This is a genomic window from bacterium (genome assembly GCA_016708315.1).
In the GTDB taxonomy this organism is placed as follows: Bacteria; Zixibacteria; MSB-5A5; order CAIYYT01; family CAIYYT01; genus JADJGC01.
Window position 1 is genome coordinate 46,959 of sequence record JADJGC010000006.1, and the last position, 22,048, is coordinate 69,006.

Genomic DNA, 22,048 nt, shown 5'->3' on the forward strand with positions numbered 1-22,048 from the left:
TGGCATTCTACTAATTCGATTGACAGTCCACATTTCGAGACATAAACTTGTGGGACGATTACTTAACCAATTATCGTGAACATCGGTATCAGCATCCATGAGTCATCACTGCCATACTTCTAAGCCTTTGTTCCTACCTGCCCGTTGTTTGCTATCTACGGCAATGGTCTTACTTATCGCTGTCTCATCACTTACAGCGCAATCCGATACCGCGGTATATGTCTCACCGCCCGTCATCGTCACAGCATCGCGCATTTATGACACATGGCTCAAGCTCCCGGTCGCAATTACCGTCGTTAATCTCGGCGACTCGCAGGTCAATAAGGGTGCCGGTATCGATGAAGCACTAACTTCCATACCCGGATTGCTGGCTCAGTCTCGAACCGGCGGCAGCGATGTCCGCCTTTCGATGCGCGGCTTCGGTTCTCGCGGTTCCGGCGAGCGTTCCAATGCCGGCACCTCGCGTGGATTGCGAATCTTGCTCGATGGTCTGCCGTTGACCGAACCTGACGGTCGAACCGCATTTGATCTCATCGACCTGTCATCGATTGAACGGATCGAAGTTGTTCGTTCCAACTCTTCGACCGCCTGGGGAAATGCCTCCGGCGGCGTCATCAACTTCGTATCGAGTTCGCACCGCGAATTCCCATCCGTGATGGTGCAATCCACGCTTGGAAGCTACGGATATCGCAAAGAGGTCGTGACCACACACGTACCAGTCGGCTCCGGCAATCTTGCTCTCACGCTGACCAATACCAATTCCGACGGCTGGCGCGAACAATCCGGCAGTACGCGTTCTTTCGTCAATGCCAACTTGACATCGCTTGTTGGTCCCAGTTCCCTGCTTGAAGTGAGCCTTGTTGCTGCGAGCAATTTGTACCGCATACCGGGTCCACTCACTCAATCGCAATTCGACGTAAATCCGCGACAGGCACAGGATGATCCGGCTAACTATGATCCGACCTATGTCGAACGCGACGAACGTAGATTCAATCGGCTGGGCAGACTGGGCGTCAAGCTCGAACACGAATTCGATGCGAACAATGGACTTGCCATTACCGCATTCGCCAGTCCAAAGTATCTGCAACGTTCGGAGAGAAACACATTCCGCGATTTTACCCGCTACCACATTGGCGGCAGCGCCTTGTTTCATCGCGCTTCGCAAGTTTCCCTAAACACCAAGAATGCTATCGTCGTTGGACTCGACGGCGCGTATCAGGACGGTGCTATCCTCTTCTACAATCTCGACAACGGCAATCGGGGCGAGACAGTCCGATCAGACAAACGCGAGGGTGCGGGCAATCTCGGTGTATTTTTTGAAGACCGGATTGTTTTCGAAGACAAGTACCAAGTCAATGCGCGACTACGCTACGACAACATAGTCTATTCCTACGATGACCACCTTAATCCCAAGCTGAATGATAGCAGATCATTTTCTCGGATGTCACCGTGGGTCGGGTTTTCGGTAATCCTTGACTCTTCACGAAGCGTCTACCTTAGCTATGGCGGCGGCGTGGAAGTCCCCGCCGGCAACGAGACCGATCCGCCTTCTACGTTTGGCGAGGATACGCTTACCTCTCTGAATCCACTGCTGGAGCCGATCAAGTCGACAACTCTCGAGCTTGGCGCAAAGTGCATGTCGGTCGCACAACCTCAACACTTCGTTTCCCGTTTTTCCTATGACGTATCGTTATTCTGGATCAACATCACCGATGACATTATTCCCTACCGCAGCGGCCGATTTCATTTCACCGCGGGAAAGACACGCCGACTCGGCATTGAAGTCGGCGGCTCAACCGACTTGAACATCGGCATGACGCTGTCAGCATCAGCGACATACATGCACAGCAGCTATGTTGACTACACTGTAGATTCGGTTTACTACGGCGTTCCCGGCGCAATCGCCGACTATTCCGACAACGAGATGGCTGGAATCCCGAGCGTCAGCTATTCTGCCAAATGCCGGTACGCGCCCGCTTTTGCAGGCTCATTCTATGTTGAATCCGCAGTCCAAGGCATCGACAACTATTATGCCGACGATGCCAACCGCGCCATTGTTCCGGCATATAGCACGGTCGATTTCACTGCCGGTGCAAAACAGCTTCGACTTATCAAGAATGGTCCTTTCCTGCAGATTTCAGTCGGAGTTCGCAATCTGTTCGACAAGCGCTATGCCGCCTCGGCTTTTGTCAATCCTGACCGCTCAAGCGCCAACGACGAGCCTATATATTTAGAGCCGGGTCTTCCCCGCAATTGGTTTTCGTCGGTAGCGCTGAAGTGGGAGTTGAGGGGGCATCCAAAGTGCGTGACAGTTTCTCCCGCGAACGGAGCCCCCTTGAAGCCCAGGTGTGCGCGCCCGCCGTCCACTTGTCGGGCGCGTCTGGTCGCGACGGGCGTGGACGACCGCCGCGCAAATAACCTGAAAGCCACCGCCCTCACATTCTCCAATCATGTTATTGACGCGCCCTCCTTTTGACGTACATTAAGAACTATGGCACAATTCAAGCTCGTATCGAAATATCAGCCGCGCGGCGACCAACCCGAAGCAATCAAGCGCCTCGTGGAAGGTGTCCAAGCCGGCGACAAATACCAGACCCTGCTCGGCGTCACCGGTTCCGGCAAGACCTTCACTATGGCCAACGTCATTGAGAAGATCAACAAGCCGACCCTGATCATGTCGCACAACAAGACGCTGGCGGCACAGCTTTACGGCGAATTCAAAGCCTACTTCCCAGACAACGCCGTCGAGTTCTTCATCAGCTATTACGACTATTATCAGCCCGAAGCCTATGTCCCCTCGACCGACACCTACATCGAGAAAGACACCTCGGTCAACGACAACATCGACCGCCTGCGCCTGCGCGCAACCAGTTCCCTGCTCGAACGCGACGATACGATCATTGTCGCCTCGGTGTCGTGCATTTACGGCATCGGTTCGCCTTCGGAATACAAAAACCTGATGGTGATGCTCAAGACCGGCGAAGAAGTCGACCGCAACGATGTCCTGCGCAAGCTGATCGAAATCCAATACACCCGAAACGACATCGATTTTTCGCGCGGACATTTTCGGGTACGCGGCGATACAATCGAAATTTTCCCCGCCTACGAGGTCTCGGGCGTCCGCATCGAAATGTGGGGCGACACGATCGAGCGCATCCGCACCTTCGATCCGGTCTCGGGCGAGATCAAAGACGAAATCAACCGTATTGCCATCTATCCCGCCCGACATTTCGTCAGCGCCTCAGATACTGTCAAACGCGCCATCGTGGGCATTGAGGCGGAACTGCGCGAACGGTTAGCCTTCATGCGCGAAAACGGCAAACTGCTCGAAGCCCAGCGCCTAGAGTCGCGCACTCTTTACGATCTGGAAATGCTGCGCGAAATTGGCTATTGCTCTGGTATCGAAAACTATTCGCGCTACTTCTCAGGACGCGCCTCGGGCGAACGGCCCTACACGCTGATCGATTTCTTCCCGGAAGATTTCCTGCTCATCGTCGACGAGTCGCATCAGTCGATCCCGCAGGTCAAGGCGATGTATGCCGACGACCGCTCACGCAAAGAAGTCCTTGTCGAGCACGGCTTCCGTCTTCCATCAGCGATGGACAACCGCCCGCTGATCTACGATGAATTTGTGACGATGATTCCGCAGACCATCTACTGTTCCGCGACACCTGCCGATCTGGAGTTGGCCAATTCCGGCGGCGTTATTGTCGAACAGATCATTCGCCCGACTGGACTGGTCGATCCGACAATTACCATTCGCCCCGTACAGGGCCAGATCGACGACTTCATCAAGGAAATCCGCATCCGCGTCGAGAAGCACGAGCGCATCTTGGTCACCACTCTCACCAAGCGCATGGCTGAGGACCTGTCTGACTATCTTGCTCGATTGAACATTCGCGTACGGTATCTTCATTCCGAAGTCGCCGCCATTGAGCGCACGGAAATCTTGCGCGACTTGCGCCTCGCGGAATTCGATGTCTTGGTCGGAATTAACTTGCTGCGTGAAGGACTCGATTTGCCCGAAGTCTCTCTTGTCGCCATTCTCGATGCTGACAAGGAGGGCTTCCTTCGTTCGGCGCGTTCGCTGATGCAGACCGCCGGTCGTGCCGCACGAAATGTCGAGGGCGAGGTCATCCTCTATGCCGACAAGATGACCGACTCCATGAAGTCAATGATTGGCGAGACCAACCGTCGCCGCAAGAAGCAGCTGCAGTACAACGAAGACAACGGCATCACGCCCGAGACGATTTTCAAGACACGCGAGGAAATATTGCAGGCCACCAGCTTCGCCGACAGCCGAGTTGCTGAAAGCGTCGCGCCGATGCTTCCCGACTATTGGGACGAGATGCCCGCGCAGGACAAGATTTCATTCCTTTCCCAGCAGATGGAGCACGCCGCCGCCGAGCTTGAATTCGAACGCGCTGCCGAATTGCGCGATCAAATCATGCAGATTAAGGACGTTACCAAGAAAAAGGCGCGGCGATAGTCGATTAAACAACCTTGAACTTCGTGCGTTGATTATAGTGAGAGTGTGGAGGAATTTCGAATGACGATACGATCAATTTTATACGCCCTTTTGTTGTTGCCGATGGTCGTCCTCGCGGTGTTTTCCTGCAGCGAGGACCGCGTCACAGATATTGGTCTCACGAACCTCAAGCAGATTACTGATCTCGTCAAAGTCGACGATATCGGTCGTACGGCTTTCCCGCGCATCTGGATCGACACTGTCAGCCGCCTTGAGCAATATGCCAAAGTCGCCGATGCTATGGCGCCAATCAATCCGCTCGATTACTGGATCGAGACCGTCGCCTACGGCTGTACGGTGACAATCGTTGACTCGTGCGCTCCAGATGAATTCAATGAGGCCGATTCCTGCGCCGAAATCGCGCTTGAAACCGGCGCGCGCGCCAAGACCTACATTGTGAACATTCTCGATACTATCGTCTGCAGATATAACATCGTTGCGCGTTCCGACTCTTCGATCACCGTCAAAACCGTCAAGTACAAGGAAATCCAGACCGCGCTCGCCGCAAAACTCGAAAAAAACGAAACGTCGTATGGCGGCTGGCGAATTTTTGCGATCGGCAGACAGCGCCACGGTTTCGGTTACACGCAGAGTAGTTTCCCAGCGATTGATTCGATTGTACTTCAATCTCGCTCCCGAGATGAAGTTCGCGTGGTGCACTATCCAAACCAGAGAATTCGATATACGGCGATGTCAAACCTCCCGACTTTATATGCCGGCGAACCGCTACGCGTCACTGCCTATACGCGTGCGCGTTTCAGCAACCCACCGATTGAGGATGCTTACATTCACTATTCCGGCAACGGCATAATGTATCACGAATGGATGGGCGGCGATGTCAGCACCAACCCGGACCGGCAGATATTCGAGTGGGACATATATGAAAGCTCCGGACAACCGACTGCGAGTTACAGTCAGATTGCAGTTGAATTGCTCCAATCAGCATCACTCCGCGATACCGGCGCAAACCAGTTTGCCAATATGATCTGGGCGTTTACGTATCGGATGGAGTAAGCGAGAATCGATACTCTTGGTCGTCGCTTTCACTGCGGACAAACTTCTTCCGACTGCGATGTTTCGCTTCAAATTTTGTCGTCTCCGACGTATTGACTAAGGTAACTTTAGAATCACAGCCGATCCCTCAAAGGGTATCCGCATCATAGACGGGAGACACATTTTGAAGCATTTGAATGTCGCAATTGTAATCTTGCTATTAGCTTCCACTACAGCTTGCAATAAATCATCGAAAGTCCCGGCGCAGGAAAGTCCAGCGACAAGTTCTGCGACAAACCAGACTCCCCCGCCAACGACTCAAGTGTCACAGGGCACTAATAACCCGACGGTCAACCAGAACACATCGTTGTCTCAGGCCGGCGCCGAGCCGACTACGCTCGCAACCCTTAATCCGCCTCACGGTCAACCGGGTCATCGCTGCGACATCGCTGTCGGTGCGCCGCTCAGCTCGCCTGCAGGAACCGGTCTGCCGGCAAAAAATGGCGCCATGCCGACTACATTACAGCCGAACGTGTCTCTTCAATCCGCCCCTTCAGCAAATGTTGCAACTGCTCCAGGAATGAATCCGCCCCATGGACAGCCGGGTCATCGCTGCGACGTCAAGGTCGGTGCACCGCTTCCATCGACGCCGGCGGCAACGAAGTAAACCCAACGGCGACGTCGAAGAATTATCGATCTAGAACATTTCCTTGAAAGTGAGCTTTGTAGGTCAGGAGCCCTGCGCTCCTGACATCCTTTTGCGGTACGCCCCTACTCCTCTTCCTCACTCACCTTGAACGGCGGCGGCGCCATACTGCGAATGCAGAAAGTATCGATAGAGTTCAAGTCGACGATATCAAAGAAGTCAAGCATCAGATCATCAATACACTGTGCATCACTCAACCCGTCCGGCATATGCGCCATCTGCGGAATTACGATTTCACGGCCATTCGAGAAATACTTGATCGCCTTGTGGCAGCCAATCACTGGATCGCGTCCGCCTTGCAGGATCAATGTCGGTGCATCCACTGTCAGGTTTTTGAAGTAATCCTCCGGCAATTCTCCCTTTGGCCACAACTCCGCCGCTCGTCTTTGCTGTGCGATGCGGTAATCACCCAGAAGAGTTCCTGCTGTTAGTGAATCAGCTTCAGTCGCGCTAATAAACGGTGCGTCCTCGGCGCCGGTGATTGAGAGATACGCTCCTTCGGCTAGAAACGGCGGGTAACCGGTGACCTCCGGTTTCATCCGTTCGAGAAACGGCGCATAGTTTCCAAGAACCGCCTGGTGCACGATCCACGGCACTTGGCGCGCACCTGATGATGAATACATCGCACTACGCAAAGCCTCGACGAATACATCCGCCCGAATTATCACCGTCGTCGGCTCCATTGTGTACTCATCGGCGATTGTGGTGAGAGCGGGATTGAACCGCAGTTCCTCAACAAATGTTCGCAACTCAGTCTCCAGATTTGGAAACGCTTCATTACAGGAAGAATCAGCACGGCAGTCGGTAAACAGTGAATCAAAAGCCTCCTCGGCTTCATAGGCATGATACAGCGGCATCTTCGATTCAATATCGGCCGGCCCTATCAGCACCATCGAGCGCACATGCTCGGGATAAGCACGCGCATACACAAAGGCCGCACGTCCGCCATACGATATGCCGATGATGTTGATCTTCTCATAGCCAAGCCACGCGCGGACTTCATCAATATCGGCCATCGCATTGGTTGTCGCGTACTGTGTCAGGTCGGCGCGCTGCTCCAATTCAAGACGACACGCTTCGACCAGTTCAGGTGGATACATCTCTTTCACGAAATTTTGCACTACCGACGAATCACCGACGAGATTGCAGTGAAGCGGATTTGAATCGCCCGTCCCGCGAATGTCAACAAGTACGATATCGCGTTTCTTTCGAAACGCCGACTCTTCCGCAAAGAAGTAAGCCGCATCTGTCGCAGCAACTCCGGGACCGCCTTCAAAGAAGAAGATCGGGTCCGGTTCGGGATTTTCCGCCAGTGCCGGAATGACAATGATGTTGAGCGAAATCTTGCGCCCGTCCGCTAACGCGCGGTTCTCAGGCACTTCATAGCGACCGCAAAGAATGCTGTCATTGCTCCATGACGATTCGCACATGGTTAGCGGCAGGCGCTGACTGGCAGCTCGCGTTGCTGTCGAAGATGACGCCACTGTGGACCCACATAGTCCAATCGTGAAAAGCAGAATGACTGCACGAATTGTCACGTTGTTCATTTCCTTCTCTTGACTTAATCTACTAAATATCTGATTGGCTGATTCGATTTCATGATCTACAGCAACGCCGCCTTCGCCAGTTCCTGAATTTTCTCGATCCCGACCAGCGCAATCCCCTTCACCGGCTTCATCCCTTTGAGATTCTTCTTCGGCAAGATCACTTTCTCAAATCCCAGTTTCAACGCTTCAGCGATGCGTCGCTCGATATACGGCACTGCACGCACTTCGCCGGAGAGACCAACCTCGCCGATAATCACACTGCGCGGCTGCACCGGAATCTCTTCGACCGACGAAATCAGCGCCGCCATCAACCCCAGATCGAGCGACGGGTCATCGATCTTAAGCCCTCCCGCCAGATTGATAAACACATCGCGCGTCCCAAACAGCGTCTTCTGCCGTTTCTCCAGAATTGCTAACATCAACGACAGGCGCTTGGAATCGTATCCTGCAGAAACTCTCTGCGGAAAACCGAAATTCGTCTGGCTTGCCAACGCCTGTATTTCCAGCAGAAGCGGCCTTTGCCCTTCGACGGCAGTCACTACGGCACGTCCGGGAATGTCGTCGGGGTATTCGTCTAAAAACAACTCCGATGGATTCGCCACTGCGGTAAGACCCGTGTCGCCGATCTGAAAAATGCCAATCTCCGATGCTGGTCCAAAGCGGTTCTTGCGCACTCGCAGAATCCGAAACAAGTTGTGCGTCTCGCCTTCGAAATACAGCACCACATCAACGAGATGCTCAAGTATCTTCGGTCCCGCGATTGCGCCATCTTTGGTGATATGCCCGACGAGTATCAGAATCTTGTCGGCGCGCTTGCAGAAATCGATCAACTCCGCCGCGCTGGAACGAATCTGGCTCACCGTGCCGGGCGCCGATTCCAGCGCCGGATCGTACAGCGTCTGCACCGAATCGATAATCACCAACTGCGGATCGATCTTGTTGATCAGCCCGTACACCTGAGGCAATTCGCGCACTGCGGCGACCTTGACATTAGGATTGTCCACGCCGAGCCGTTGCCCGCGCAATGCCACCTGTTGCGAGGATTCCTCGCCGGTGAGATAGAGCGTTGTTTGTCCAATCGCGGCCAGATACCCAGCAACCTGTAGCATCAGCGTCGATTTGCCGATTCCCGGTTCGCCGCCAATCAGTATCGAAGATGCCGGTACAATGCCGCCGCCGAGCAGATGATCGAATTCCGCTAATCCGGTCGGCGTCATTGGAACCGATTCAAAACGACACTCGTTGATTGCGTAGACTTCCGAGTCGTCCATCACCTTGGTTTTGGCGGATGAACGCGGTACCGTGACCTTCTCTTCGATGATCGTATTCCACTCTTCGCAGTCGGGACATTTCCCCATCCAGCGCGAGAAGCTTTTTCCGCACGCGGAACAGACGAAGATCGTTCGGTCGGTCGCCTTCCCTTTCATGATCTCAACTCCTTAGAAATTCCCATCAGGCGAGCGCGCATATTCGCGATTCTCGAAGCGGATATATTCGCCGAGGAATGTCAGCTTCACCACGCCGGTCGGGCCGTTACGCTGTTTGGCGATGATGATCTCGGCGAGATTCTCCTCGTCGGTTCCCTTGATTTGCTCGCGCTCTTCTTCGGTGTGTTTGTAGTGCGATGGACGATAGACGAACATCACGACGTCGGCGTCCTGTTCAATCGCGCCTGATTCTCGCAGATCGGCAAGGATCGGGCGTTTTTCGCCGCCGCGCGTTTCCACCATACGCGACAACTGACTGCAGGCGATGACCGGGATATCCAGTTCCTTTGCGAGTCCCTTGAGTGAACGTGAAATTGTCGAAATTTCCTGCTGGCGATTTTCTGCACGTTCGCCGGAATTCATCAACTGCAAATAGTCGACCACGATCAGTTCCAGATTGTGCTGTGACTTGAGCAGACGCGCCTTGGTGCGTAAATCCCAAATCGTCATCGTTGCGGTATCATCAATAAAAATCGGCGACTCGGCAATCGGACCGGCGAATTCGACCAGGTTACGATACTCGTGTTCGTGCAGACGTCCGCTGCGTAAGCGATGCGATCCCACTCGAGCGCGCGAACTCAAGATTCTCTGTACGATTTGTTCATCCGACATTTCCAGCGAGAAGATCGCGCACGTCTTCCCCTTGTCGACAGCGACGTGCTCCATGATACGCAGCGCCAGCGAGGTCTTGCCCATACCCGGACGTCCTGCGACAACAATCAATTCGCCGCCGTGCATACCGTCGGTCATTTCATCGAGGTAGGTAAATCCGGTCGGCAGGCCTCTCACCTGTCCGTCCGATTTTTCCATTTTCTCCATCTTGTCGAAGACCACCGGCACTATTGTCTTGATCGACTGGAAACCCTTGTCGGTGCGGTGCATGGCGATTTCAAAGACTTTGCTCTCAACGAAATTCAGCAGGTCTTTGACCTCGCCTTCCATGTGCTGCGCTTTATTGAAAATCGCGGAGCTAAGACTCATCAACTTGCGCAGGATCGCCTTTTCCTTTACGATCTCCGCATACCGGTCAGAATTCGCAGCGGAATAAACATCCTCCTGCAATTCCACAAGGTATGCTCGCCCGCCGATTGCTTCCAACTGCCCCATCGTGATCAACTTGTCGGTGACAGTGACGATGTCGGCGGCAATGTTCTGCTCGAACAACTCGACAATGGCTTCGAAAATTATCTGGTGACGCCGGTCATAGAAATCATCGCGATTGACGATGGTACATGCATTCGAGATGTAGTGGTTGTCCATCATCAGCGCGCCAAGAAGCGACACTTCCGCCTGCCGGTCCTGCGGCGGTACTTTATCGAGAACTGTAGAATCGATTTGCTGCATCAGTATTTCTTACGATTGGGGTTTAGGTCCTGCCCGTGGTTTCAGTCTATATATAAAAGAGAACGTTCGTTGCGCCAAGTCGAATGTTTGAAGTCTCTCAACAAGTTGTAAACAACCGGTGTTGATAGCTATACACACATAGACTTGTTGCGCACAACATATTCACATAGAAATCGATTGAATGTCAATCACTTTCGAGGATATCGACACAAGTCACACTCGGTATCGAACAAGGTGTGGATAAGTGCAATGGGGTTGGATAGAACGGTTGTGCTACTTCGCCATAAACGCGTCGTATTCGCGGCGCAGCATCTGCACATCTTCCCAGGTGTCGCGCTTGTATTCAGGGAATCGCAGTAGCGCAGCCGGATGATAGGTCACCATCAACTTGCGGCCCTCGAATTCATGCCACTTCAATCGCAGTTTGCCCAGAGGCGTCTGCGTATTGAGCAATGCCTGCGCGGCAATTCGGCCAAGACAGCAAATGAATCGCGGGTTGATCAGTTCAATCTGTTGTTTGAGATACGGCATGCACTCGGCCATTTCGTCAGGCTGGGGATCGCGGTTGCTCGGTGGACGACATTTGACGACGTTCGCGATATAGATCTGTGTGCGATCAAACTGAATCGCCGCCAGAATCTTGTCGAGCAATTGCCCGGCGCGGCCAACGAACGGCTCGCCCTTGAGATCTTCATCACGCCCTGGACCTTCGCCGACAAACATGACCTTGGCATTCGGATTGCCGACGCCAAATACGAACTTGTTGCGACCCTGATGAAGCCTGCACTTGGTGCAGGTATTTATCTGTCCGCAAAACTCTTCGAGACTTCCCGCCTTGGCCGCCAATCGTCGCGGCTGCGGCGGAGTGAGCGTGTTGATCAGATCGTATGACAGCCTGATCCCGCCGAGGCCAAGCGCTTCCTGTTGTTTGATCGCTTTGGCGACTAATTCGAGCGAGCGTTTATCGGTCATGCTATTTTGCCAGTCTTTCAATTGCGTCCAGAATACGACCAGCCATTTCCGACTTGGTCATTCTCTCAAGCGTGACCGGAGCCGCATCCTTGGAGAATAAAGTCGCAGCATTATGATCTCCGCCGAATTCGATTCCCGGCAAAGTCGGATTGTTCATCAGAATCATATCGAGATTCTTCGCGTGCAACTTCTTGGTAGCATTCTCGGCGCTGGAATCCACCTCGAGCGCAAATCCGATGTTTATTTGTGAAGGCTTCTTCATCTTGCCGATTTCGGCAAGTATATCCGCGTTCGCCGCAAGTTCAATCTTGTCGGGAGTTGGGTGCGACAGCTTCTTCGTCGAATAACTCGCCGGTCGATAATCTGCCACTGCCGCCGCCATAATCAAGACGTCGCAATTTGCGTAGGCGCTCTTGACAGCTTCCAGCAACTGCTGCGCCGATTCGATGTTGACTCGCTTCACGCCAGCCGGCGTATCAAGCGCTGTCGGTCCGGAAATCAAGGTCACATCGGCACCGCGACTAGCAGCTTCCTGCGCCAGTGCATAACCCATCTTTCCCGAAGAGAAATTCGAGATGTATCGCACCGGATCTATGCGCTCGATCGTCGGTCCTGCCGTTACCACCACGCGTTTACCGGCGAGCGTTTTCTTTCCACCGAAGTACTCAACGACGCGCTGGTAGATATTTTCCGGCTCTTCAAGTCTTCCCACGCCAACAGTATGACAAGCTAACTCGCCGGAGGCCGGCATCACGAAGATGTAACCGAGCTTCTGCAATTTGGCAATGTTCTCCTGCACAATCGGATTGTTGAACATCTCCGTGTTCATCGCCGTAGCGATCATAACATCCGATTGCTTTGCCATCACAATCGTACTCAGCAGGTCATCGCCAATCCCGCTCGCGATCTTGCCGATGATATTCCCCGTCGCCGGAGCGATCACAATCAAGTCCGCCCATTCGGCGTAAGAGATGTGATGTGTCGCAACAAAGCGGTCAGCGGGAAACATCTCGACCGCGACTGGATTATCGGAAAGAGTTTCGAGTGTGGTGACAGTTACGAATTTTGTGGCTGATTCAGTGAGAACAACTTTGACCTCGGCGCCGGCTTTGCGAAAGTAGCGCACGAGATAACAAGCTTTGTAGGCCGCGATGCAGCCTGTAATGCCCAGTAGAATTTTCTTGCCTGTAAGTGGCATGCGTTCAGATCGAAGCGATCAATTGACCACTTCACTCCCGTCGATATTAAACAAGTTCAGATCGACGGATGTTCCGGAGGAAAACACGTAGCGGGATGCGATCACTTTCATGACCGGCAAATCAATCTTCTCGGTTCCGAGCAGAAACGCCTTGTCGACGATTCGCTCGAACTGCGCCGGGGAGATCAATCGGAATCGCAGCATCAAGATCAGGAATCCGGCGGCGTCCGGCGTGAAGTGTTCCATCTCCAGTTGGCTCATGACGCGCACGGCCTGGGATGAACTGCTGTTGGGATTGACCTTGCCGCCTTCTTTTTGGAGTTCCTCAAGAAACCAGCCATACGCCGAAGAGATTTCGGAATCGGTAAACCCGCGGCTCTTCAGATCTTTCGAGATTGCCCGAAACGGCCCGATTTGGCCATTGTGGCTGCGAAGATGCTCCACGAGGTAAAATACTATTTCGAGAATTCGTTCTTCCATAGCCGTACTCAATTCTATTATCGGCTGTGAACAGTCAATTTCTTTGCGGATGATTCACTCATCCTTGTCTTGAAGGTACGTTGCTGAAGGGCAATTCGCAAGGATAAAACAGCAGGAAAAAACCGGGCACGCCACTGCGAACCCGGTTTTATGAACTACAATTTGATTAGTGACGGAAATGCCGTATGCCTGTCATCACCATAGAGATACCGGCCTTGTCGGCGGCAGCAATTGCCTCATCATCCTTCTTCGAACCACCCGGCTGGATGATTGACTTCACTCCGGCAGCAACCGCGGCCTCTACGCCGTCCGGCATCGGGAAGAACGCATCGGAAGCCAGCACTCCGCCTTTGGCGCGTGCGCCGGCCTTCTTCACGGCATTCTCCACAGCATCAACGCGCGAGGTCTGCCCGCAACCCATGCCAACCATCGTCGTGCCGTTCAGAATGGCAATCGCATTTGACTTGATGTGCTTGATCAATTGGAATCCGAACAATAGCGACTTGATCTGTTCTGCAGTCGGCTTTACTTTGGTAACGATACTCAACTCGGCTTCGGTTACAGTATGACGATCTGCAGATTGATACAGAAATCCGCCATGCACAGCCCGCAACCAGCGCGATGCCGGAGCGATCTTGCCAATCGCTGGAAGTCGTAGGAGTCGGCGCTGTTTCTTCTTTTCCAGTAAAGCCAGCGCGTCGGCATCATAGTCGGGCGCCAGAACGCATTCGACGAATTGTGTTTCGTGTAGCAACTGTGCGGTCGCCATATCGACTTTGCGATTGAGGCCAATGATCGACCCGAAAGCCGACATCGGATCGGCGTCGTGAGCTGCGCGATATGCTTCGATCAATGTCGCTGCACTCGCAGCACCACAGGGATTGGTGTGCTTCACAACACAAGCAAACGGCTCGGCGAAATCGAGGACCATCCCCAACACCGAGTCGAGATCGACATAATTGTTGTATGATAGTTCCTTGCCTGCAAGTTGTTCGGCATCGGCAATCGAGAGCGTCGTGTCGCCGATGGTCTGATAAATCGCCGCCGCCTGATGCGGATTCTCGCCGTAGCGCAAGTCAGCATTCTTCTTCAGGTGGAGATTGATTTCCGACGGGAACTCACTTGCCGATTCATTTGAAGTTTTTGCTGCAGCCGATCCAGCGAAGTAGCCGCTTATTGCTGCATCATATTCGCTGATCATCTTGAACACTGCACCAGCATAACTGCGGCGCAACTCAGGCGATAGTGCGCCGCCGGTCGCCTTGTAGTCCTTGACAAATCCCTCATACTGATTCGGATCAACCAGCACTGCCACCGACGAGAAATTCTTCGCTGCAGCGCGAATCAGCGTCGGACCGCCGATGTCAATGTTTTCGATGATGTCCGCCTCCGGCTTTCCCGAAGCCACTGTCTGCGAGAACGGATACAGATTGACGATAACCAGGTCAATCGGCTTGTAGTCGAGTGAATCCAGTTGCTCGCGGTCTTCCTCAACTTCTCGCCGGAACAAAATTCCCGCCGCGATTTTCGGATGAAGCGTCTTCACGCGCCCATCGAGAATTTCTGGAGCGCCGGTAAATGACGACACCGGGACGACCTTGATTCCGGCATCTTTGAGAGCCTGTTTGGTCCCGCCGGTCGAGATAATCTCGATCCCTTCGTCTTGTAGAAACTTCGCCAATTCCACGATTCCGCGTTTGTCGGAAACGCTGATCAGGGCACGTTTCATTTTGTTTTCCTTCTTGCCTTTCGTCATCGTCATCATCACTTCGCCAGAAGCAAATTCTGGACTTCTTCATATTTCTTGCGGGTGCCTTCGATAATACCGGCTGGCAAGTTCGGCGGCGGCGAGTTCTTGTCCCAGCCGCAACTGGTCAAGTAATCGCGCACGAATTGCTTATCAAACGACTCCTGCCCGCGTCCGATCTGAAACTTGTCCTTCGGCCAGAATCGCGACGAATCCGGCGAGAGAATCTCGTCGATCAAAATCAACTTGCCATTGTGCATGCCGAACTCAAACTTTGTGTCCGCAAGAATGATACCCCGCGTCTCGCAGAAATTCGCTGCCTTCGTATATATCTGTTTCGATACGGTGCGCAGTTTTGCCGCCAGTTCTACGCCGACAATTTGCGCCATCTCCTCGAATGAGATATTGATATCGTGCCCGCTTGCTTCCTTGGTTGCTGGAGTGAAGATCGGCTCGTCAAATTTCTGTGATTCCTTCAAATCAGTCGCAAACTTGAACCCGAGAACCGTGCTGTTACCCTTCTTCACTTCGCTTTGATATTCTTTCCAAAGCGAACCGGAGATGTAACCGCGCACTACGCACTCGATATCGATACGTTCTGCTTTGACGACGAGCATTGAGCGCCCCTCGAGCTGATCGCGGTACTTGTGCAATTCCTGCGGGTAGTCATCGACATTGGCGCTGATGAAGTGATTGGCGACAACGTCCTTGACATAGTCGAACCAGAACAACGACATCTTGGTAAGAATCTTTCCCTTGCCGGGAATTGCGTCGGGAATCACATAATCGAATGCCGAAATGCGGTCGGTTGCGACAATAAGCAGTCGATCGTCGAGATCATAAACGTCGCGCACCTTGCCGCGCGCAAAGATTTTGATGTCGGGCATTTCGGTTTGCAGAAGGCTATCCATGTTTCACTCCAATGAAATTTCTCCCGATGCGATCTTTCCCACCGTCTCGGGATATAACTGATGTTCCAATTCCAATACTCGTTCTTGCAATGTTTGCGGCGTGTCACCGTCGCGAACCTGCACTTTTTCTGCGCGAGAATCCGGCCGTCGTCATACACCTCATTGACGAGATGTATCGTAACTCCGGTCTCCTTCTCACCTGCGGCAATCACGGATTCGTGCACGTGGATGCCGAACATCCCCTTGCCGCCGTGCTTCGGCAGCAGCGCCGGGTGGATGTTGATAATCCTATTACGGTACTTTTCGATGATGCGTTTAGGAATCATTTTCATGTAGCCAGCGAGGCAGATGAGATTCACGTTGCGGCGCGCCAGTTGCGAAGCAAGCTCTTCGGCATAAGCTTCCGGCGTTGCAAATGCCGAATTTGTCATGATCAGGGTATCGATGTGATGATTGCGCGCGCGTTCTAGCGCAAACGACTTGCTGTTGTTGGATACGACAAGCACGATTTCCGCGTCGATTTGCCCCGAAGCGCAACCGTCAATTAGTGCCTGGAGATTTGAGCCGCCGTGTGATGCAAAAACCGCAATGCGGAGATGTTGCTTCATTGTTATCTATCGAGCCGCGCCTTCAACAGCGCCCCGGCTGTCTCTGGGTCGGCCTTCCCCTGTGTCGCCTTCATAAGTTGACCGACGAAGAATGCAAACAACTTCGTTTTGCCCTCGCGATATCGGGCAACTTCGTCGGGATGATCGCCAATAATCTTGTCGATCAGTTTTTCAAGATCGCCGGAATCGGTTACCGGAGCAAGCCCTTTCTCGGAAATGATCGCATCCAGATCGCGGCTGTCGCTTAACATCAACTCAAACAAGTCCTTCGCCATTTTGCCGGTAACTGCCTTAGACTTGATTTTGCCAATCAATCGGCCCAGCCGTTGTGAAGAAATCGCAAACTTGGAAACATCAATATGTTGATCCTTGAGCCGCGCCAGCACCTCGGTCATAATCCAGTTTGATGCCAACTTGGCGTCCGCACATTCCTTCACGACCGCCTCGAAGTAATCCGCCAATTGGCTGGTGGTGGTCAGAACCTCCGCGTCATAAGCCGGTATTCCATACACGCTCACGAATCTTTCGCGGCGTGCCATCGGCAATTCAGGAAGCGAGGCAGCAATTCTGTCAATCCACGAAGCGTCTACGGTCAATGTCACCAGATCGGGATCGGGAAAATAGCGGTAGTCGTGCGACTGCTCTTTCGACCGCATTGGATAACACTTGCCGTCGGCATCGTTGTATAGCAATGTCTGCTGGACAACCTTGCCACCGGAGGACACAACCGCGATCTGTCTGCCAATTTCATAAGTTATCGCTCGCTCAACGCCGCGTATCGAATTGAGATTCTTCACCTCCGTCTTGGTGCCGAGCGTTGTTTCACCAACAGGACGAATGCTGACATTGGCATCACAGCGCAACGATCCCTCTTCCATATTGCCATCGCAGATGCCGAGATACTCGACAATTTGCTTGAGTGAGTGCAGATACAGAAATGCCTCATGCGGCGTGCGAATCTCAGGCTCAGATACGATCTCAATCAAAGGCGTCCCGCAGCGGTTGACATCGACGCGCGTGTAGTCCTGCGACGTATTCTCCGGATGCAGAGATTTTCCGGCATCTTCTTCAAGGTGAATTCGCGTCAGATTGACGCTTTTCCCAATCCCACCATCAATGAAGCTAATCGCGCCGCCGACCCCAATCGGCTTGTCGTATTGTGAGACTTGATACCCTTTGGGCAGGTCTGGATAAAAATAGTTCTTCCGTGCAAAGACCGATTGCTTGCCCACTTCGCCGCCAACAGCGAGAATCATCTTAAGTGCAAAATCCACTGCCCGTTTGTTCAACACCGGCAATGCTCCCGGCAATCCGAGACACACCGGACACGTGGCACTGTTTGGTTCTTGGCCGAAGCTCGCTGAACATCCGCAGAAGATTTTGCTAGTGGTCAGAAGTTGCGCATGAACTTCGAGCCCGATTACAGCTTCGTAGTTCATTTCGCGAGTCTTTCCACTGTCTTGCCGGCTCGAAACAAAACTGCTTCGTCAAAGTGCTTGGCTGTCAACTGCAATCCAATCGGAAGATTCTTGCCGTCCTTTCCGATCGGCACCGACATCGCCGGAACGCCTGCGAGATTTGCGCTGACAGTGTAGATATCTGAAAGATACATCTCCAACGGATCATTCGATTTTTCGCCAATTTTGAACGCAGTCGTTGGTGTTGTCGGAGTCAGAAGAACATCCACGACTTTGAACACATCAGCAAATTCTTGCTTTAAGATGCTCCGTACGTTCATCGCTTTCTGGTAGTACGCATCATAGTATCCCGCCGACAACACATACGTTCCGAGCATGATCCGACGCTTGACTTCCGCGCCGAATCCTTCGTGGCGCGTGTTCGTATACATCGAAATCAAGTCTTCATTCTTCGCCCGCAGGCCGTACTTGACGCCGTCATACCGTGCAAGATTCGAGGAAGCCTCCGCATCGGCAATGATGTAATATGTCGCGATCGCATACTCCGTATGCGGCAGTGACACATCAATAAACTCGGCGCCTTCGGATTTCAGTTTCGCAATCATCGACTGAATGGAAGAGCGTATCTCGTTATCAAGTCCATCGCCAAAATACTCTCGCGGTAATCCGATCCGCAGCCCCTTTATGCCCTTCTGCATTTCACTTTGATGATCCACCGCTGTAATCTGCGCAGAAGTCGAGTCCTTCGGATCGTGCCCCGCAATCACGCTATACAACAACGCCGCTGATTCGACATCGCTTGCCAACGGTCCAATCTGGTCGAGCGACGACGCATACGCCACCAGCCCATATCTGCTCACTGCGCCATATGTCGGTTTGAGTCCCACCACGCCGCAATGTGCCGCTGGTTGGCGCACCGAACCGCCGGTATCGGAACCAAGCGCAATCGGTGTCAAACCCGCAGCAACGGCGACCGCCGATCCGCCCGATGATCCTCCCGGAATCCGCGTTGAATCATGCGGATTGAGCACCGGACCAAATGCCGAGTTCTCATTCGATGATCCCATCGCAAACTCGTCCATGTTGGCTTTGGCGATAATCACCGCATCTTCAGCAATCAGCCGATCGATTACGGTTGCATTATAGGGCGGAACGAAGTTCTCGAGGATTTTCGAGGCACACGTCGTCGGGTAGTCGCGCAAGCAGATGTTGTCCTTGACTACAACAGGCAGGCCGAAGAGTTTTCCCTTCGGCCTGTCATTCTTCAAATTAGTCTTCAATCGTTCGACAGTAGCCATCGCCAACTGATTGGTGATGGCAGTCAGACAATTGAATCGCGCTTTCGCGCTTACGCACTCGCTTAACAGCGTTTCATAGTAGCTTTCGAGAGAAATCTCCCCCGCAGCTATTCGCCGCTGCAAATCAAGCGCGGAGTCCATTCCTACAGAATCGGATAGAAGCGTTCGATTTCGTAGTTGCTGACTTGGATACGATACTGGTCCCACTCCTTCACCTTGTTGGCAATTAGACTGCCGTGAATGTGGTCGCCGAGCGTTTCCTTCATCAGCTTGGAGTTCTCGAAAAGCTCAATCGCCGATTCCAGCGTTCCCGGAAGCGAATCAATCTTCTTCTTCTTGCGCTGGGCGTCGTCCATGTGGAAGATGTTCTCTTCTACCGGATTGCCAAGTTCATACTTGTTCTTGATTCCTTCGAGACCTGACGCCAGCATCACGGCGAACGCCAGATACGGGTTGCAGGCCGGATCGGGTGACCGCAACTCGACGCGGGTCGCCTTCTCTTTGCCGTAGCGATACATCGGTATGCGCACCAGCGACGAACGGTTGCGCTGTCCCCACGAAATGTAGACCGGCGCTTCGTAGCCCGGCACTAGGCGCTTGTACGAGTTCACCCACTGATTCGTCACCAGCGTAAATTCCTTCACATGCTTCAGTAGACCAGCGATGTATGAACGTCCAGTGTCGGAGAGATGATACTCGCCCGTCTTCGAGAAGAACGCATTATTGCTGCCCTTGAAGAGCGACTGATGACAATGCATTCCCGAACCGTTTTGGCCGAACAACGGCTTCGGCATGAAGCTTGCAAAAATACCGTTCTCCAGCGCGACTTCTTTGACGATCATGCGATAAATCATCGCTTGGTCCGCCATCTTCAGTGCATCGGAGTACTTCAAATCGATTTCGTGCTGTGACGGCGCAACTTCGTGATGCGAACATTCGACCTGAATGCCGACTGACTCCAGAGCGACAACGGTTTTCTTGCGGACTCTTGCGCCCTGATCGATAGTGCCGTAATCGAAATATCCCGACGAATCAATCGTCTCCGGCGTGCCATTTTGTCTGAAATAGAAAAATTCCAACTCCGGCCCGATGTAGGCAGTGTAGCCCATGTCGGCGGCTTTCTTGAGCACGCGGCGCAAAATCTGGCGCGGGTCGCCGCTGTACGGTTCACCAGTCGGTGTCTGCACATCGGCAAACATCATCGCGACTCTCTCGCCCGCGATATCCCACGGGAAAATTCTGAACGTCGATAGATCGGGGCGGGCGCTCAAATCGGATTCTTCGATACGGGCAAATCCTTCGATCGAAGATCCGTCGAAGCCCTGACCATTCTCAAGCACTTCGTCGATTTCGCTGCGCGTAATCGACATGCCCTTGAGTGTGCCGAGGACGTCGGTAAAGTAAATGCGAATATACTTCACCTTCTCCTTGTCCATCAGCTTGGTAATTTGCTCGGCGGTATATGTCATCCATTTCTCCTTAAATAGAAGTTGGCAATTAATGAGTTCGAATTTTCGCTGTCAAATGAATCTTGGAATTGGCTGGACTCCCTGGTGTGCTGAAATCCACAATCCCAGAAAGCGCTAAACAATATAGATTTCTTTACTCTACACAAGAAAAATTGTCAGCAATGCGCCAATTAGTCCATAGTACGTCAAAGGATGCCGCCGAGATTAGCTTTGGGTGATGTACGATTTTGGGAATGTAGACCAGTTCAATCGAGAATAGGAGGGCTCGCATTAACACCGGCGCGCGGTGATTTAAGGACCTACCACAAACTGCCACTACCCACAGCTACTATCGCCTTCCCCCGCATATGCCCTTTTTCAACAAAGCGGATTACTTCCGGAACCTCGCTCAAGGAATACTTCTGTTCTATGACCGGCACAACTTTGCCGGACTCCAAGAGCTCTTTTAAGATCTCCAAATCTGACTGCTTAATTCTCGCCATGAACGAGACGAGCTTTCTTTTCGCGATCAAAGCAATCACGGGATTAACAATCAGTGAGAGCAAGACACTTGCGCTAGACGAGGAATCGCCGCCGACCATGACATAGATCCCATTTGGTGTCAGTGCGCGCAGTGATTCTCTGATGGATTGAAATGCTGCGTTGTCGAGAATCAGATCGTACTGTTTTCCGCTCTTCCAGAAATCTTCTTTCGTATAGTCGATCACATGGTCGGCGCCAATCGACCGGACCAACTCCAGATTCTTCGTGCTGCAAACACCCGTCACTTGAGCACCAAGCGCCTTGGCGATTTGCACCGCAAATGTGCCCACGCCTCCCGATGCGCCGTTGATCAACACATTTTGCCCCGACTGGATTTTTCCGTGATCGCGTAAGCCTTGCAGAGCCGTGATTCCTGCGACCGGTACGGCGGCACACTGCTCGAATGTGAGGTTTGCCGGTTTCGACACCAACTTATCTTCACGCATGCATGCGTATTCTGCGAATCCTGCCGTTCCGGCACCAAACACCGCATCGCCCACCTTGAACTTGGTCACATCCTTGCCTACGGCCTCTATGCGTCCGGCAATGTCGGTTCCGAGCAGTTGTTGTTTCGGCGTAAGAATTCCAAATCCCATCAGCCGAATCAAAAACGGCTCACCGCGCAGAAGATGCCAGTCAAGCGGGTTGACCGACGCCGCACAGACTTTCACAAGTACCTGATTGTCCTTTGGAATGGGCTTATCAATCTCGCGCAGTTCCAGTACATCCGGCGATCCGTATTTGGTGCGTACAATTGCTTTCAGACAGTAACTCCGAGGAATGAATTCGGATTTAGTAGGCAGTTTGTAGGTCGGGTTCC

Annotated in this window: 16 protein-coding genes and 1 pseudogene; 4 read left to right on the forward strand and 13 right to left on the reverse strand. The window is 52.9% G+C overall.

Annotated elements, in window-relative coordinates; translation table 11 throughout:
* Positions 1-163: 163 nt before the first annotated feature.
* The 4 genes from IPH59_07550 to IPH59_07565 all read left to right on the forward strand — a co-directional run bounded on the left by IPH59_07550 (position 164) and on the right by IPH59_07565 (position 6,188).
* Entirely contained in the window at positions 164-2,476 is a 2,313-nt protein-coding gene (locus IPH59_07550; GenBank protein ID MBK7091561.1) for a TonB-dependent receptor, read from the forward strand.
* A gap of 15 nt (positions 2,477-2,491) precedes the next feature.
* Complete coding sequence (gene uvrB / locus IPH59_07555; GenBank protein ID MBK7091562.1) at positions 2,492-4,489, forward strand: excinuclease ABC subunit UvrB; 1,998 nt, start codon at positions 2,492-2,494, stop codon at positions 4,487-4,489.
* A 60-nt stretch (positions 4,490-4,549) separates the two neighbouring features.
* Positions 4,550-5,542, forward strand: coding sequence for a hypothetical protein (locus IPH59_07560; GenBank protein MBK7091563.1), 993 nt, complete (start codon positions 4,550-4,552; stop codon positions 5,540-5,542).
* Between the two features lie 163 nt (positions 5,543-5,705).
* On the forward strand, positions 5,706-6,188 hold the full coding sequence (locus IPH59_07565; GenBank protein ID MBK7091564.1) for a hypothetical protein: 483 nt from the start codon (positions 5,706-5,708) through the stop codon (positions 6,186-6,188).
* Between the two features lie 104 nt (positions 6,189-6,292).
* Here the strand turns inward: IPH59_07565 and IPH59_07570 are convergent, their stop codons facing one another.
* The 13 genes and pseudogenes from IPH59_07570 to IPH59_07630 all read right to left on the reverse strand — a co-directional run bounded on the left by IPH59_07570 (position 6,293) and on the right by IPH59_07630 (position 21,992).
* Positions 6,293-7,774, reverse strand: a complete 1,482-nt coding sequence (locus IPH59_07570; protein ID MBK7091565.1) for an alpha/beta fold hydrolase — start codon at positions 7,772-7,774, stop codon at positions 6,293-6,295.
* 56 nt (positions 7,775-7,830) lie between these two features.
* Complete coding sequence (radA, locus tag IPH59_07575; protein MBK7091566.1) at positions 7,831-9,201, reverse strand: DNA repair protein RadA; 1,371 nt, start codon at positions 9,199-9,201, stop codon at positions 7,831-7,833.
* A gap of 12 nt (positions 9,202-9,213) precedes the next feature.
* The gene (dnaB, locus tag IPH59_07580; protein ID MBK7091567.1) at positions 9,214-10,605 is read right to left on the reverse strand and encodes a replicative DNA helicase; all 1,392 of its coding nucleotides are present in this window, start codon (positions 10,603-10,605) and stop codon (positions 9,214-9,216) included.
* 273 nt (positions 10,606-10,878) lie between these two features.
* Positions 10,879-11,577 (reverse strand): uracil-DNA glycosylase, encoded by a 699-nt coding sequence (locus tag IPH59_07585; GenBank protein ID MBK7091568.1) that lies wholly within the window; start codon positions 11,575-11,577, stop codon positions 10,879-10,881.
* Position 11,578: 1 nt separating this feature from the next.
* Positions 11,579-12,775: a bifunctional phosphopantothenoylcysteine decarboxylase/phosphopantothenate--cysteine ligase CoaBC gene (coaBC, locus tag IPH59_07590; GenBank protein MBK7091569.1), complete on the reverse strand. Its 1,197-nt coding sequence runs from the start codon at positions 12,773-12,775 to the stop codon at positions 11,579-11,581.
* A gap of 18 nt (positions 12,776-12,793) precedes the next feature.
* A complete protein-coding gene (locus IPH59_07595) occupies positions 12,794-13,255 on the reverse strand; it encodes a DUF494 family protein (protein MBK7091570.1) in 462 nt (153 codons plus the stop codon).
* A gap of 166 nt (positions 13,256-13,421) precedes the next feature.
* Positions 13,422-14,984: a bifunctional phosphoribosylaminoimidazolecarboxamide formyltransferase/IMP cyclohydrolase gene (purH, locus tag IPH59_07600; GenBank protein MBK7091571.1), complete on the reverse strand. Its 1,563-nt coding sequence runs from the start codon at positions 14,982-14,984 to the stop codon at positions 13,422-13,424.
* 35 nt (positions 14,985-15,019) lie between these two features.
* Positions 15,020-15,913: a phosphoribosylaminoimidazolesuccinocarboxamide synthase gene (locus IPH59_07605; GenBank protein MBK7091572.1), complete on the reverse strand. Its 894-nt coding sequence runs from the start codon at positions 15,911-15,913 to the stop codon at positions 15,020-15,022.
* A 3-nt stretch (positions 15,914-15,916) separates the two neighbouring features.
* Positions 15,917-16,521, reverse strand: a pseudogene (locus IPH59_07610) (phosphoribosylglycinamide formyltransferase).
* 2 nt (positions 16,522-16,523) lie between these two features.
* Positions 16,524-17,960: an Asp-tRNA(Asn)/Glu-tRNA(Gln) amidotransferase subunit GatB gene (gene gatB, locus IPH59_07615; GenBank protein MBK7091573.1), complete on the reverse strand. Its 1,437-nt coding sequence runs from the start codon at positions 17,958-17,960 to the stop codon at positions 16,524-16,526.
* The gene (gatA, locus tag IPH59_07620) at positions 17,957-19,378 is read right to left on the reverse strand and encodes an Asp-tRNA(Asn)/Glu-tRNA(Gln) amidotransferase subunit GatA (GenBank protein MBK7091574.1); all 1,422 of its coding nucleotides are present in this window, start codon (positions 19,376-19,378) and stop codon (positions 17,957-17,959) included. The genes gatB and gatA overlap by 4 nt, the downstream gene beginning before the upstream one ends.
* Positions 19,379-19,380: 2 nt before the next feature.
* Complete coding sequence (locus IPH59_07625) at positions 19,381-20,706, reverse strand: glutamine synthetase (protein MBK7091575.1); 1,326 nt, start codon at positions 20,704-20,706, stop codon at positions 19,381-19,383.
* 299 nt (positions 20,707-21,005) lie between these two features.
* Positions 21,006-21,992: an NAD(P)-dependent alcohol dehydrogenase gene (locus IPH59_07630; GenBank protein ID MBK7091576.1), complete on the reverse strand. Its 987-nt coding sequence runs from the start codon at positions 21,990-21,992 to the stop codon at positions 21,006-21,008.
* Positions 21,993-22,048 lie beyond the last annotated feature (56 nt).